This is a genomic window from Variovorax sp. TBS-050B (assembly GCF_029893635.1).
GTDB lineage: Bacteria > Pseudomonadota > Gammaproteobacteria > Burkholderiales > Burkholderiaceae_C > Variovorax.
This window is the reverse complement of the sequence record NZ_JARXYR010000002.1, coordinates 4008031-4021616: the sequence shown is the minus strand read 5'-3', so window position 1 is coordinate 4021616 and position 13586 is coordinate 4008031. Positions and strand designations below refer to the sequence as shown.

The 13586-nt window shown below is 71.2% G+C and carries 12 protein-coding genes; 9 read left to right on the top strand and 3 right to left on the bottom strand.

Annotated elements, in window-relative coordinates:
• Positions 1-192: 192 nt before the first annotated feature.
• The gene (locus tag M2165_RS21560) at positions 193-2478 is read left to right on the top strand and encodes a helicase C-terminal domain-containing protein (protein ID WP_280817595.1); all 2286 of its coding nucleotides are present in this window, start codon (positions 193-195) and stop codon (positions 2476-2478) included.
• Positions 2465-3073: an alpha-ketoglutarate-dependent dioxygenase AlkB gene (locus tag M2165_RS21555; RefSeq protein WP_280816623.1), complete on the top strand. Its 609-nt coding sequence runs from the start codon at positions 2465-2467 to the stop codon at positions 3071-3073. Before M2165_RS21560 ends, M2165_RS21555 begins: the two co-directional genes overlap by 14 nt.
• Here M2165_RS21555 and M2165_RS21550 read toward each other — a convergent pair.
• Complete coding sequence (locus M2165_RS21550) at positions 3037-3732, bottom strand: UdgX family uracil-DNA binding protein (RefSeq protein ID WP_280816622.1); 696 nt, start codon at positions 3730-3732, stop codon at positions 3037-3039. The two genes, M2165_RS21555 and M2165_RS21550, sit on opposite strands and share 37 nt — an antisense overlap.
• A gap of 184 nt (positions 3733-3916) precedes the next feature.
• Here M2165_RS21550 and M2165_RS21545 point away from each other — a divergent pair, with 184 nt between their 5' ends.
• Positions 3917-4783, top strand: coding sequence for an NmrA family NAD(P)-binding protein (locus tag M2165_RS21545; protein ID WP_280816621.1), 867 nt, complete (start codon positions 3917-3919; stop codon positions 4781-4783).
• 74 nt (positions 4784-4857) lie between these two features.
• Positions 4858-6120, top strand: coding sequence for an esterase-like activity of phytase family protein (locus tag M2165_RS21540; RefSeq protein WP_280816620.1), 1263 nt, complete (start codon positions 4858-4860; stop codon positions 6118-6120).
• A 12-nt stretch (positions 6121-6132) separates the two neighbouring features.
• Here the strand turns inward: M2165_RS21540 and M2165_RS21535 are convergent, their stop codons facing one another.
• Positions 6133-7182, bottom strand: coding sequence for an aldo/keto reductase (locus tag M2165_RS21535; protein ID WP_280816619.1), 1050 nt, complete (start codon positions 7180-7182; stop codon positions 6133-6135).
• A 200-nt stretch (positions 7183-7382) separates the two neighbouring features.
• On the opposite strand from M2165_RS21535, the gene M2165_RS21530 reads away from it, so the two are divergent.
• Positions 7383-8378: an AraC family transcriptional regulator gene (locus tag M2165_RS21530; protein ID WP_280816618.1), complete on the top strand. Its 996-nt coding sequence runs from the start codon at positions 7383-7385 to the stop codon at positions 8376-8378.
• Between the two features lie 24 nt (positions 8379-8402).
• Here M2165_RS21530 and M2165_RS21525 read toward each other — a convergent pair whose 3' ends face one another.
• The gene (locus tag M2165_RS21525) at positions 8403-8846 is read right to left on the bottom strand and encodes a universal stress protein (RefSeq protein WP_280816617.1); all 444 of its coding nucleotides are present in this window, start codon (positions 8844-8846) and stop codon (positions 8403-8405) included.
• A gap of 103 nt (positions 8847-8949) precedes the next feature.
• Between M2165_RS21525 and M2165_RS21520 the strand changes: the two genes are divergently transcribed.
• From M2165_RS21520 to ccoO, 4 genes are all read left to right on the top strand, one after another.
• Positions 8950-11289: a cation-translocating P-type ATPase gene (locus M2165_RS21520; RefSeq protein ID WP_280816616.1), complete on the top strand. Its 2340-nt coding sequence runs from the start codon at positions 8950-8952 to the stop codon at positions 11287-11289.
• Positions 11289-11426: a cbb3-type cytochrome oxidase assembly protein CcoS gene (gene ccoS, locus M2165_RS21515; RefSeq protein WP_280816615.1), complete on the top strand. Its 138-nt coding sequence runs from the start codon at positions 11289-11291 to the stop codon at positions 11424-11426. The genes M2165_RS21520 and ccoS overlap by 1 nt, the downstream gene beginning before the upstream one ends.
• Positions 11427-11490: 64 nt before the next feature.
• Positions 11491-12930 carry a cytochrome-c oxidase, cbb3-type subunit I gene (gene ccoN, locus M2165_RS21510; protein WP_280816614.1) on the top strand — a complete coding sequence of 480 codons (1440 nt, stop codon included), beginning with the start codon at positions 11491-11493 and terminating at the stop codon, positions 12928-12930.
• Positions 12931-12943: 13 nt separating this feature from the next.
• Positions 12944-13573, top strand: a complete 630-nt coding sequence (ccoO, locus tag M2165_RS21505; protein ID WP_280816613.1) for a cytochrome-c oxidase, cbb3-type subunit II — start codon at positions 12944-12946, stop codon at positions 13571-13573.
• The last annotated feature ends 13 nt before the right edge of the window (positions 13574-13586 follow it).

Here is a 13586-nt window from a genome sequence, read left to right as displayed (position 1 = left end):
AGGCTATTTGTAAGCAAAACCTTTGAAGTCTGGCCGAAATGGCCGCGGCACCGTGTCGGAGAAGGCGCCGACCCGGCTCGGGGGCGAAGGAGCGGTTGATATACTGTTGTTTTGTACAGCATTCCCGTGGCCACGGTTCCTTCCACAACGCTGCCGAATCCGCCGCCCGACGCGGCGGCCGAAGGCCGAACCGTGTCCGTCAAGGCGCTGTGCGCCTTCGCCGCCAAGGCCGGCGACCTCGACCTGCGCTTCGTGCCCGCGCCCAGCGCGCAGGAGGGCATGGCCGGCCACGCGCTGGTGCAGGACCGGCGCGGCGAGGGCTACCTGAGCGAAGTGCCGCTCGTCTCGCGCTGCGGCACGCTGCGGGTGCGCGGCCGCGCCGACGGGCACGACCCGCGCGAACCGCGCGTGGAGGAGATCAAGACCTTCCGCGGCGACTTCGACGCCATCCGCGCCAACCACCGCGCGCTGCACTGGGCCCAGGCACGCACCTACGGCTGGATGCTCTGCGAGCAGCACGGCTACGAACGCCTCACGGTCGCGCTGGTGTACCTCGACCTCGGCAGCGGCGAGGAAACCGTGCTCGAAGAGCCGCACAGCCGCGCCGAGCTGCAGGCGCACTTCGAGGCGCTGTGCGGGCGCTATGCCGCCTGGGCCGACAGCGAGGCCGCGCACCATGCCGCGCTCGGCGGGGCGCTGGCGCGGCTGGCGTTCCCGCACGGCGCCTTCCGTGCCGGCCAGCGCGAACTGGCCGAGGCGGTCTACCGCGCGGCGGTGAACGGGCGCTGCCTGATGGCGCAGGCGCCCACGGGCATCGGCAAGACGCTCGCCACCCTCTTTCCGCTGCTCAAGGCGCGCGCCGCCGGGAAGATCGACAAGATTTTCTTCCTCACCGCCAAGACCTCGGGGCGCGCCGTGGCAATCGATGCGCTGCGCCTGCTCGACGGCGGCTGCGCGCCGGCGCGGGTGCTCGAACTCGCCGCGCGCGAGAAGGTCTGCGAATACCCCGACCGCGCCTGCCACGGCGAGGCCTGCCCACTCGCCAAGGGCTTCTACGACCGCCTGCCGGCCGCGCGCGAGGAGGCGGCGCGCGCCTTGCGGCTCGACCGCGCGGCGCTGCGGCGCATCGCGCTCGCGCACGGCGTGTGCCCCTATTTCCTGGCGCAGGAGATGGCGCACTGGTCCGACGTGATCGTGGGCGACTACAACTACTACTTCGACGGCAGCGCCTTCCTGTTCGCCACCATGAAGGAGTCCGATTGGCGCGTGGCGGTGCTGGTGGACGAGGCGCACAACCTGCTGGAGCGTGCGCGCGGCATGTACAGCGCCGAACTCGACGGCCCCGCGCTCGAGGAGGCCCACCGCGCCGCCCCCGCGGCCGTGCGCGGCGCGCTCGCGCGGCTCTACCGCGAGTGGGACACGGTGCAGCAGGCGCAGACCGAGCCCTACGACACCTGCGACGAGATTCCCGAACGCTTCGCGCGCACCCTGCAGGCGGCCAACGTGGCGATGGGCGAGTACTTCGCCGCCACGCCCGATGCCGCGCAGGGGCCGCTGCAGCGCTTCTTCTTCGATGCGCTGCAGTTCGCGCGGCTGGCCGAAGCCTTCGGCGACCATTCGGTGTTCGAACGCACCCTCGGCCCGGCCATCGACCGGCAGCAGCGCAGCCTGTCGATCCGCAACCTCGTGCCCGCGCCGTTCCTGGAGGCGCGCTTCGCCGATGCGGCCTCGGTCGCCTGCTTCTCGGGCACGCTGTCGCCGTTCGCGTTCTACCGCGATGCGCTCGGGCTGCCGGCGGAGACCGCGCTGCTCGACGTGGCCTCGCCGTTCGCGAGCGAGCAGCTGCACGTGGAAGTGGCAACGCACGTGTCGACGCGCTTTCGCGATCGTGCGGGCTCGCTGCGCCGCGTGACCGCCATCATCGCGGCGCAGTTCGAGCGCCGGCCGGGCAACTACCTCGCGTTCTTCAGCAGCTTCGACTACCTCGAGCAGGCCTTCGCGGCCTTCCACGCGCGGCACCCGGGCGTGCCGGCCTGGGCGCAGACGCGCGGCATGGCCGAGGCCGACCGGCGCGATTTCGTCGCGCGCTTCGAGGAGGGCGGCCACGGCATCGGCTTCGCGGTGCTCGGCGGCGCGTTCGGCGAAGGCATCGACCTGCCAGGCAGCCGGCTCATCGGCGCCTTCATCGCGAGCCTGGGCCTGCCGCAGTACAACGCGCTGAACGAGATCACGCGCGAGCGCATGCAGGCGCGCTTCGGCAAGGGCTACGAATACACCTACCTCTACCCCGGGCTGCAGAAGGTGGTCCAGGCCGCCGGCCGCGTGATCCGCACCGAACAGGACACCGGCGTGCTGCATCTGCTCGACGACCGCTTCGCGCGCGCCGAGATCCGCGAGCTGCTGCCGCGCTGGTGGACGCTGCGGCTCGGCGATGCGCCAGCCGACATGGCACGGGGAGGCGCCGATGCGCGCCGCTAGGCAGGTCCGGCTCGCCGACCAGGCGGACCTGTTCGGCGAGGCACCGGCGACCGCCATCGAAGGCCTGCGCTACGAGCGCGAATTCCTGAGCCGCGAGGAAGAGGCCGCGCTGCTGGCCATTGCGCAGGGCTTCGAGCTGCGCGAGATGCGCTACAAGGCCTACACCGCGCGCCGCCGCGGCATCGGCTTCGGCGGCAGCTACGACTTCGACAACCACCGGCTGCGCCCGGGCCCGCCGCTGCCCGAATCGCTGCATCCGCTGCGTGCGCGCGTGGCGGCCTGGATCGGCATGGCGCCCGAGGACTTCGCGCATGCGCTGCTGTCCGAGTACCGGCCCGGCACGCCGCTCGGCTGGCACCGCGACGTGCCGGAGTTCGAGGACATCGTGGGCGTGTCGCTCCACGGCCCGGCCGTGCTGCAGCTGCGGCCGTATCCGCCGTCCAGCGCCAGCGCGCCCGCGAGCCTGCAATTGCTGATCGAGCCGCGCTCCATCTACATGCTGCGCGGTCCGGCGCGCTGGGCCTGGCAGCACAGCATCGCGCCGACCGAGGGGCTGCGCTATTCCATCACCATGCGCACGCGACGGCGCGCGTGAGCGGCGGCCGCGGGGCGCCTGGCGGGCGATTCCGCCGCGGTCTCGTCCTTCCTGTTCTTCATCAGCGGCGAGGCGACGCGCAGGTCGGCGAGCCAGGCCTTCCATGCGGCCTCGCGCTGTTCGGGGTCGCCGCGCAGCAGTGCCGAAGGATGCAGGGTCACCAGCACGCGGCGGCCCTGCGCGTCGTCATGCCACTGGCCGCGTGCCTTCATCACCGGCACCGGGCGCCCGAGCAGCGCGCGCGCGGCCGTGGCGCCGAGCGCGATGAAGGCATGCGGCTGCACATGCTCGATCTCGCTTTCCAGCCAGTGGTGGCAGGCCTCGACCTCGCGCTGGCCTGGGGTCTTGTGGATGCGGCGCTTGCCGCGCAGCTCGTACTTGAAGTGCTTCACCGCATTGGTCACGTACAGCCGCTCGCGCGACCAGCCGAGCTCGGCCACCGCGCGGTCGAACAGCTTGCCGGCGGGCCCGATGAAAGGCCGGCCCGCCAGGTCCTCCTTGTCGCCGGGCTGCTCGCCCACCACCATCAGCACCGCGCCCACCGGGCCTTCGCCGAAGACCGACTGCGTGGCATGCGCACCCAGCGGGCATTCCCGGCAGGCGTCGGTGGCGATGCTCAGGGCCTTGAGCGCGGCGGTGGCTTCGTTGCGGTGCGACATGGCGTCGTGGCGGTAGGCTGGAACTCTGTTTGTCCGCGCCGTGCCTCGCCGCCGATGTGGGAATAGACCCACGGCCCGCGTCGTCCAAGCCGGGCGCGCGGGGCGCCGCGGCCCGGGTAATTTCTGCAGCCATGCAGACATCCATCCATTTCCCCTTCGGCCCGGCCGTCGCGCGGAGGCGGCCATGAGGCACGTGGTCCTGGGCGCCACCGGGCATGTCGGCTCCGCGCTGGTCTCGGCGCTGCTCGCGCGCGGCGAGGCGGTGACCGCCGTCACGCGCGATGCGGGCCATGCCGAGGCGCTACGCCGGCAGGGCGCCGCCATCGCCGAGGCCGACGTGTTCGACGTGCCGGCGCTGCGCCGCGCGATCGAAGGCGCCCAGCGCCTGTTCCTGCTCAACCCGCCCGCGCCGCCCGACACCGACACCTCGGCCGAGGAGCGCCGCAGCCTGCGCTGCATCCTCGGTGCGATCGAGGGCCTGCCGCTCGAGAAGATCGTGGCCGAATCGACCTACGGCGCGCAGCCGGGCGACCGGCTCGGCGACCTCGACGTGCTGTACGACATGGAGCAGGCGCTCGCGGAGCAGCCGGTCCCTGTGAGCGTGATCCGCGCCGCCTACTACATGAGCAACTGGGATGCCGCGCTCGCGGGCGCGCAAGGCGAGGGCGTGGTGGAGAGCCTGTTTCCCGGCGACTTCGAACTGCCGATGGTCGCGCCCGAGGACCTCGGCCGCTATGCGGCGCGGCTGATGTTCGGCGCCGCGGAATCCTCGGGCCCGCACTACGTCGAAGGCCCCGAGCGCTGCACCACCGCCGACGTGGCCGCGGCCTTCGAGGCGGCGCTCGGGCGCCCGGTGCGGCTGGTCGAGGTGCCGCCCGCGCAGTGGGAGGACTGGTTCCGTCGCGCGGGCTTCTCGGCGGCCGGGGCGGCATCGTATGCCGCGATGACGCGCGCCACGCTCGACAACCCCGCGCGGCCCGCCGCGCCGGAGCGCGGCAGCGTGTCGCTGAAGGACTACGTCGCGGCGCTGGTGCGCAGGCAGGCGGGCTGAACGAGGCGGACCTTCACCGCGCCGTCACGCGCGATCCCTAGCATCCGGCGCTTCGTTCCACAGCGCTGCGCCCGATGCCCACCCCGTCTGCAACTTCCCCGACATCCTCCTTCATCCGCACCCTGGTCGCCGGCGGCTGCGCCGTTGCCATCGGCGCCGCGCTGCACGGCTGCGGCGGCGGCAGCGACCCGGCCGTGCTGCCGCCGCTGCTGCCGGTCGCACCGGCGCCTGCCCCCGCACCCGCACCCGCGCCCGCGCCCGCACCGACCCCCGCGCCGCCCGCGGAGCGCAGCGTCCAGAGCGTGCGCCTCATCGGCGAGAAGGTGCTGGCCAACGACATCCGCATCGACGGCGTGCTCGTCGGCGGGCTCTCGGCGGTCGACTACGACCCGGCCACGCAAATCTGGTACTTCCTGAGCGACGACCGCAGCGCCTCGCGCTTCCACACGGCGGAGCTGCAGTACGACGCCGCCGGGTTCCACGCGGTGCGTTTCCGCTCGACCGTGGCCTTGAAGGACCTGGGCGGCAAGCCCTATCCGAGCAGCGACCCGGCGCCCGGCGGCACGTCGGCCGACCCCGAATCCTTCCGCATCGATCCGCAGGGCGGCGGTCTCTGGTGGGGCAGCGAGGGCGATCGCGCCCGCGGCCTCGATCCCTTCGTCGCGCGCATGGGCGCCGACGGTCAGGCCCAGGCGATCCTGCCGACGCCGGCCATGTTCAGGATGTCGCCCGCGCAGCCGCAGGGCTCGCGCAACAACGCCACCTACGAGGCGCTGAGCTTCTCGGCGGACGGCAAGAGCCTCTGGGTCGGCATGGAGGCGCCGATCCACGAGGACGGTCCGCTGCCCACGCCGACGAGCGGCGCCGTCTCGCGCCTCACCGAATACGACCGCAGCGGCACCGTGCTGCGGCAGCTCGCGTACCCGGTCGATGCGATCCCCGCGGCGCCGGCGGCCGGCAGGAACGCCGACAACGGCGTGACCGAGATGCTCGCCATCAACGACCACCAGTTCCTGGTGATCGAGCGCGCGGGCGTGCAGGGCGCCGACGGCAACTACGCCAACTACATCCGGCTCTACGAGATCGAGACCGAGGGTGCCACCGACGTGCGCGGCCTCGCGAGCCGCGCGGGCGCGAGCTACCAGCCGGTGCGCAAGCGCCTGGTGCTCGACCTGAACACGCTCGGCCTCGCCAGGATCGACAACATCGAAGGCATGAGCTGGGGGCCGAAGCTGCCGAACGGCAACGACACGCTGGTGCTGGTGTCGGACAACAACTTCAACACCGCCAGCCAGATCAACCAGGTGCTGGCCTTCGAGGTCGCGCCCAGGAAGTAGGGCGCCTGCGGCTCAGCCGCGCCTGAGCGCCTCGGCCAGCTTCTGCGCGCGGTTGCCGCCCTGGCGCTCGAGCATCCAGCCGGGGTACTCGGAAGGCAGGGCGCTGACCTTGTCGATCGCCGCCAGTTCCTCGGCCGTGAGCCGGATCGACGCGGCGGCGATGTTGTCGTCGAGCTGCGCCACGCGCTTGGCGCCGACGATCACGCTGGTCACCACCGGCTGGTGCAGCAGCCACGCGAGCGCGATCTGCGCCACCGAGACCTCGCGCGCCTCGGCCAGGCCGCGCATCACGTCGATGCAGTCGTAGGCGCGCTCCACGTTCACCGGCGGAAAGTCGAAGGTGGTGCGGCGGCTGCCTTGCTCGGCCTCGGTGTTGCGGCCGTACTTGCCGCTCAGCAGGCCGCCCGCGAGCGGGCTCCAGACCATCAGGCCCACGTTCTCGCTGCGCAGCATCGGCACCAGCTCGCGTTCCAGGTCGCGGCCCGCGACGGTGTAGTAGGCCTGCAGCGACTCGAAGCGCGCGAGCCCCTCGCGCTCGGCGATGCCCAGCGCCTTCATGATCTGCCAGGCGGCCCAGTTCGAGACGCCCACGTAGCGCACGTGGCCCTGCTGCACCAGGTTGTCGAGCGCGCGCACGGTCTCCTCGATCGGCGTCACCGGGTCGAAGCCGTGGATCTGGTAGAGGTCGATGTGGTCGAGCTGCAGGCGCCGCAGGCTGGCCTTCACGCCGTCCATGATGTGGTAGCGCGAGGCGCCGGCCGAGTTCGGGCTCTTGCCGGTCTCGCCGAGCACCTTGGTCGCCACGACCACGTTCTCGCGCGGCACCTTGAGGTTGCGCAGCGCCTGGCCGGTGATGGTTTCGGAGCGTCCCTCCGAGTACACGTCCGCGGTGTCGATGAAGTTGATGCCGGCGTCGATCGCGCGGCCGATCAGGCCTTCGGCCTCCGACTGTTCCAGGTTGCCGATGTGGCCCCAGATGCCGCTGGAGCCGCCGAAGGTCATGGTGCCGAGGCAGAGCTCGGAGACGAACAGGCCGGTGCGGCCGAACTTGCGGTATTGCATGGAGGTTTCCTTTGCGTGGTATGGGCAAAAGTATCCCGCCGCGGTCTTTGGCGCCGCGAGCGCGTTCCTGCAAAGTATTTGCCTGATTCTCCAGACCTCCGGCAGGGGCACTGCGAAGCGGCGGGTGCGGCGCTAAGCTTCGGGCACCCGATCCTCCGTGGCGCCCGCCGCCATGGTTTCATCCGTCACAAGGCTGGAACATGTCCGACAAAACACCCGAAACCGCCGCCGCCATCGCCCCGCCGATGCCGCTGGAGCCCGAGCTCGACGAGGCCAGGAAGGAACTGGTCGCGCTGATCGAGCACATCACGCGCGGGCAGGACGGCAGCATCGAAACCCCCGTGCCCGGCCTGTACGTGCACTGCATCAGCAAGCCCGACGGTCCCAAGCATGCGCTGCAGACGCCGGCCTTCGGCCTGATCGCGCAGGGCTCCAAGCGCGTGATGGTGGGCGACGAGATCTACGTCTACGACCCGATGCACTACCTGGTCAGCTCGGTCGACCTGCCGGTGTGCGGCCAGGTGCGGCTGACGCCCGACAACAAGCCCTACCTGGGCGTGCGCCTCGATCTCTCGCTCGACGAGATCGGCGACCTGATCCGCGACGAGAAGCTGCCTGCCAAGGCGAATGCGCCCGCGTCGCGCGGCGTGTACGTGAGCCGCATCGCGATGCCGGTGCTCGAGCCGGTGCTGCGCCTGCTGCGGCTGCTCGAGACGCCCGAGGACATCCCGATCATGGCGCCGATGATCAAGCGCGAGATCTTCTACCGCCTGCTGGTCAACGGCGAGGGCGCGCGGCTGCGCCAGATCGCGCTGCAGGACAGCCACACCCAGCGCATCGCCAAGGCGATCAGCGCGCTGCGCGTCAACTATGCGCAGTCGCTGCGCATCGAGGACATGGCGCGCGCGGTGCACATGAGCGTGTCGTCGTTCCACCACCATTTCAAGGCGGTGACGGCGATGAGCCCGCTGCAGTACCAGAAGCAGCTGCGCCTGCAGGAGGCGCGGCGCCAGATGCTGATGGCCGGTGCCGACGTGGCGAGCGCCGCGCACAGCGTGGGCTACGAGAGCCCCTCGCAGTTCGCGCGCGAGTACGGCCGGATGTTCGGCGTGCCGCCGCTGCGCGACAAGCGGCGCTGGCTCGCCGAGGTCGAGGCGCAGAACGATGCGCTCGGCGCCGCCTCCCAGGCGGCCTGACAACGGCCACCGACGAAGCGCCGCTCAGCGCAGCACGAGCACCGGGAGCTTCGACTCGGCCAGCACATGCTGCGTCTCGCTGCCGAGCAGCAGCCGCTGGATGCCCTTGCGGCCGTGCGAGGCCATCACGATCAGGTCGGCGCGGTGCTTGCGCGCTGCCGCGATGATCGATTCGGCCACGCGGTCGGAATTGGCGACCACCGCCTTCAGCTGCACGCCCGCCGCCGTGGCGCGGGTCTCGATGCCGTCGAGCATCGCCTGCGCCTTGTCGGCCCACTGCTTCTCGACCCGCGCGATGTCCTCGGGGGAGAAGGCCATCGCGCCGTCGAGATAGCTCTTCGGATAGCGCGGCACCACGGTGAGCGCGACCAGTCCGGCCTCGTGCGCGGCGGCCAGTTCGATGGCGCTGGCCACCGCCTTCTTCGAGAGCGTGGAGCCGTCGGTGGCCACGAGGATGCGCTTGAACATGGGTTTCTCCAGCAAAGGTGTGCCGTGAGCTTAGGCAGCGCGGCAGGCCGGGCGCTTGATGCAGATCAAACCGGCGCCGTGCGGGCCGCCTTAGCCTTGCGCGATGCAAGCTGCGCTCGCTTCTTCCTTTTCCCCGTCCGCTCCCGCACCGGCGCCTGCGCCTGCGTCGCGCGAGGCCTGGCAGGTGCTCGACGACCCGGCCGAATGGCCGGCCTTCGGCCGCGCGCTGGACGACGGTCCGCCCGCCGCGGCCGGCTGGGAGTCGCAGGTCGCGGTCGAGGGCATGCACTGCGCGACCTGCAGCCTGGCGATCGAGGAGGCGCTGCAGCGCGTGCCGGGCGTGCGCGAGGTGCAGGTCAATGCCGCCAGCCGGCGCGCCCGCGTGCGCTGGTCGGCGGCGCAGACGCGCCCCTCGCAATGGTTCGAGGCGGCCGAAGCGGCCGGCTACCGGCTCGTGCCCGCGGTCGACAGCTCGGCGCGCGAGCGCCGCGCGCGCGAACTTCGGCTGGCGCTGTGGCGCTGGCTGGTGGCGGGCTTCTGCATGATGCAGGTGATGATGTACGCCTACCCGGCCTACATCGCCGAACCCGGCGAGATGACGGCCGATGCCGCGCAGCTGCTGCGCTGGGCCTCGTGGGTGCTCACGCTGCCGGTGCTGTTCTTCTCCTGCGGGCCTTTCTTCCGCAGCGCCTGGCGCGACCTGCGCCACGGCCGCATCGGCATGGACCTGCCGGTCGCGTTCGGCATCGCGATCGCCTTCGCCGTCAGCAGCGCCGCCACCTTCGACGGCGAAGGCGTGCTGGGCCGCGAGGTGTACTTCGACTCGCTGACCATGTTCGTCTTCTTCCTGCTGACCGGGCGCTGGCTCGAGGCGCGCCTGCGCGACCGCACGGCCGGCTCGCTCGAGGCGGTGCTGAACCGGCTGCCCGACAGCGTGGAGCGCCTTGGCGCGGACGGCGCCTGGGCGCGCGTCTCGGTGCGGCGGCTCGCGGCCGGCGACGTGGTGCGCGTGCGCCCCGGCGAAGCCTTTCCGGCCGACGGCGTGCTGCTCGACGGCGGCACCAGCACCGACGAGGCGCTGCTCACGGGCGAATCGCGCCCGGTGCCGCGCGCCCGCGGCGAACGCGTGCTCGCCGGCAGCCACAACCTGTCGTCGACGGTGCAGGTGCGCATCGTCTCGGTGGGCGAGGGCACGCGCTTCGCGCAGATCGTGCGGCTGATGGAGAACGCCGCGCTCGGCAAGCCGCGCTGGGCGCTGCTCGCCGACCGCATCGCGCGGCCGTTCCTGGTGCTGGTGCTGGCATCGGCCGTCGGCGCCGCGGCGGTCTGGTGGCAGGTCGATCCTGGCCGGGCGCTGATGGTGGCGGTGGCGGTGCTGATCGCGACCTGTCCCTGCGCGCTGTCGCTCGCCACGCCGGCCGCGATGCTCGCGAGCGCGGGCGCACTGGCGCGCGGCGGCGTGCTGACCGCGAACCTGCAGGCGCTCGAGGCGCTGGCCGCGGTCGACACGGTGGTGTTCGACAAGACGGGCACGCTCACCGGCGACACGCCCCGCCTCGACCGCGTGTACTGCCGCCAGGGCCTGCGCCCGGGCGACGCGCTGGAGATCGGCGCCGCGCTCGGGGCGCATTCGCTGCATCCGGGCGCCCGCGCACTCGTGGCCGCCTGGCAGGCGCAGTTCCGCGCGCCGCCCGCCTGGGAGGTCGCCGAGCCGACCGAATCCGCGGGCCTGGGGCTCGAGGCCCGCATGCGCCGCAGCCCGGACGATGCCGGTGGCTGGCGCCGCGTGCGCCTCGGCGCCGCGGGGCATTGCGGCGTGGCGCCGCTGGAGATTGAGGCGCCGCAGGTGCACCTCGCCGACGAACAGGGCTGGCTCGCGAGCTTCGTGCTCGCGGAGGAACTGCGCCCCGACGCCGCCGCCGCGGTGGCGGCGCTCGAGGCCGAGGGCATCACGGTGCGGCTGCTCTCGGGCGACCGCGACGGCGCGGCGCGCGAGATCGCGGCGCAGGCGGGCATCGCCTTCGCGCAGGGCGGCTGCACGCCGGAGGACAAGCTCGACGTGCTGTGGCGGCTGCAGGCCGAAGGCCGGCAGGTCGCGATGGTCGGCGACGGCCTCAACGACGGACCTTCGATCGCGCGCGCGAACGCCTCGTTCGCCTTCGGGCATGCGGTGCCGCTCTCGCGGGCGCGGGCGGACTTCGTGGTGCCCGGCGATGCGCTCTCGGCGATCCCGCGCACCATCGCGCAGGCGCGGCGAACGGTGCGCGTGGTGCGGCAGAACCTCGCCTGGGCGGCCAGCTACAACGCGCTGTGCGTGCCGCTCGCCGTGGCGGGCTGGCTTCCCGCCTGGCTGGCGGGACTCGGCATGGCCGCGAGCTCGCTCGTGGTGGTGCTCAACGCGGCGCGGCTCGCGGCGCGGCAACCGGAAAGCGCAGGCGCCTGATGGACATCCTCTTTCTCCTGATACCGCTCTCGGTGGCGCTGGTGCTCGCCATCCTCGCCGGCCTGTGGTGGGCCATCGAGCGTGGGCAGTTCGACGACATCGAGATCGAAGGCGACCGCATCCTGCGAAGCGATTGATCTGCATCAAACCCGCGCCGGGGTGGCGCGGGGAAACTGCCTCCATCCACCAAGAGGCAGCACGATGCAACAACCCAATTCCCCCGCGGCGATCTACGACGACACCGCCGTCCGGCAGTTGACCCTCATGTCCGTGGTCTGGGGCGTGGTCGGCATGCTCGTCGGCGTTTTCATCGCCGCCGAACTCGCCTGGCCCGACCTCAACCTCGGCATTCCCTGGCTCAGCTACGGCCGCCTGCGGCCGCTGCACACCAACGCGGTGATCTTCGCGTTCGGCGGCTGCGCGCTCATGGCCACCAGCTTCCACGTGGTCCAGCGCACCTGCCAGGTGCGGCTGTTCGCGCCCCGGCTCGCGTCCTTCGTGTTCTGGGGCTGGCAGGCGGTGATCGTGGCGGCGGCGATCAGCCTGCCGCTGGGCTACACCACCGGCAAGGAATACGCCGAACTCGAATGGCCGATCGACATCCTGATCACGCTGGTCTGGGTGGCGTATGCGATCGTGTTCTTCGGCACCGTCGGCATGCGCCGGGTGCGCCACATCTACGTGGCCAACTGGTTCTACGGCGCCTTCATCATCGCGGTGGCGCTGCTGCACCTGGTCAACAGCGCCGAGATTCCGGCCGGCTGGATGAAGAGCTACTCGGCCTATGCCGGCGTGCAGGACGCCATGGTGCAGTGGTGGTACGGCCACAACGCGGTCGGCTTCTTCCTCACCGCCGGCTTCCTCGGGATGATGTACTACTACATCCCCAAGCAGGCCGAGCGGCCGGTGTATTCGTACCGGCTCTCCATCGTCCACTTCTGGGCGCTGATCTTCACCTACATGTGGGCGGGCCCGCACCACCTGCACTACACCGCGCTGCCCGACTGGACCCAGTCGCTCGGCATGGTGTTCTCGCTGATCCTGCTCGCGCCGAGCTGGGGCGGCATGATCAACGGCGTGATGACGCTATCGGGCGCCTGGCACAAGCTGCGCACCGACCCGATCCTGCGATTCCTGATCGTGGCGCTGTCGTTCTACGGCATGTCGACCTTCGAGGGTCCGATGATGTCCGTGAAGACCGTCAACGCGCTGAGCCACTACACCGACTGGACCGTCGGCCACGTGCATGCCGGCGCGCTGGGCTGGGTGGGCTTCATCACCATGGGCTCGCTGTACTACCTGGTGCCGCGCATGTACGGCCGGACCACGATGTTCAGCATCAAGGCCATCGAGGCGCATTTCTGGATGGCGACCATCGGCATCGTGCTCTACATCGCCGCGATGTGGATCGCCGGCGTGATGCAGGGCCTGATGTGGCGCGCGATCAACCCCGACGGCACGCTCACCTACACCTTCGTCGAGAGCGTGAAGGCCACCTTCCCGTTCTACGTGGTGCGGCTCGCCGGCGGCCTGCTGTACCTGGCCGGCATGCTGGTGATGGCCTGGAACGTGTGGATGACCGTCATCTCCGGCCGCTCGGTGCAGGCCGCGATCCCGCCCGCCGCCATGGCTCACGCCTGAGGAAGAACAGACCATGAATGCAAGACCCGACGACAACCGCGGCTTCACCCACGAGAAGGTGGAGACCAACAACCTGCTGATGATCGTGCTCATTCTCGTGGTGGTCGCCATCGGCGGCCTGGTCGAGATCGTGCCGCTGTTCTTCCAGAAGTCGACCACCGAGCCGATCCAGGGCCTGAAGCCGCCCACCGCGCTGCAGCTCGCGGGCCGCGATGTCTATCTGCGCGAGGGTTGCTACAACTGCCACTCGCAGATGATCCGCCCGTTCCGCTCGGAGACGCTGCGCTACGGCCACTACTCGGTGGCGGGCGAATTCGTCTACGACCATCCCTTCCAGTGGGGCAGCAAGCGCACCGGACCCGACCTGCACCGCGTGGGCGGCAAGTACAGCGACGAGTGGCACCGCATCCACCTGAACAACCCGCGCGACCTGGTGCCGGAATCGAACATGCCGGCCTACGCCTGGCTCGAGAAGAACACCGTCGACGCCGAGGCGATCCCGCGCCACATGCGCGCGCTGCGCCAGGTCGGCGTGCCCTACACGGACGAGGAGATCGCCCGTGCCGCCGATGACGTCCGCGGCAAGACCGAGATGGACGCGACGGTGGCGTACCTGCAATCGCTGGGCCTCGGGCTCAAGTAAGGAGCAACGGACA

Excerpts from the sequence above, each read along its gene's own strand:
- ccoS (WP_280816615.1), top strand. The coding sequence starts at position 11,289 with ATGGACATCCTCTTTCTCCTGATACCGCTCTCGGTGGCGCTGGTGCTC.
- M2165_RS21530 (WP_280816618.1), top strand. The coding sequence starts at position 7,383 with ATGTCCGACAAAACACCCGAAACCGCCGCCGCCATCGCCCCGCCGATG.
- M2165_RS21545 (WP_280816621.1), top strand. The coding sequence starts at position 3,917 with ATGAGGCACGTGGTCCTGGGCGCCACCGGGCATGTCGGCTCCGCGCTG.
- M2165_RS21535 (WP_280816619.1), bottom strand. The coding sequence starts at position 7,182 with ATGCAATACCGCAAGTTCGGCCGCACCGGCCTGTTCGTCTCCGAGCTC.
- ccoN (WP_280816614.1), top strand. The coding sequence starts at position 11,491 with ATGCAACAACCCAATTCCCCCGCGGCGATCTACGACGACACCGCCGTC.
- M2165_RS21550 (WP_280816622.1), bottom strand. The coding sequence starts at position 3,732 with ATGTCGCACCGCAACGAAGCCACCGCCGCGCTCAAGGCCCTGAGCATC.
- M2165_RS21525 (WP_280816617.1), bottom strand. The coding sequence starts at position 8,846 with ATGTTCAAGCGCATCCTCGTGGCCACCGACGGCTCCACGCTCTCGAAG.
- ccoO (WP_280816613.1), top strand. The coding sequence starts at position 12,944 with ATGAATGCAAGACCCGACGACAACCGCGGCTTCACCCACGAGAAGGTG.
- M2165_RS21540 (WP_280816620.1), top strand. The coding sequence starts at position 4,858 with ATGCCCACCCCGTCTGCAACTTCCCCGACATCCTCCTTCATCCGCACC.
- M2165_RS21520 (WP_280816616.1), top strand. The coding sequence starts at position 8,950 with ATGCAAGCTGCGCTCGCTTCTTCCTTTTCCCCGTCCGCTCCCGCACCG.
- M2165_RS21555 (WP_280816623.1), top strand. The coding sequence starts at position 2,465 with ATGCGCGCCGCTAGGCAGGTCCGGCTCGCCGACCAGGCGGACCTGTTC.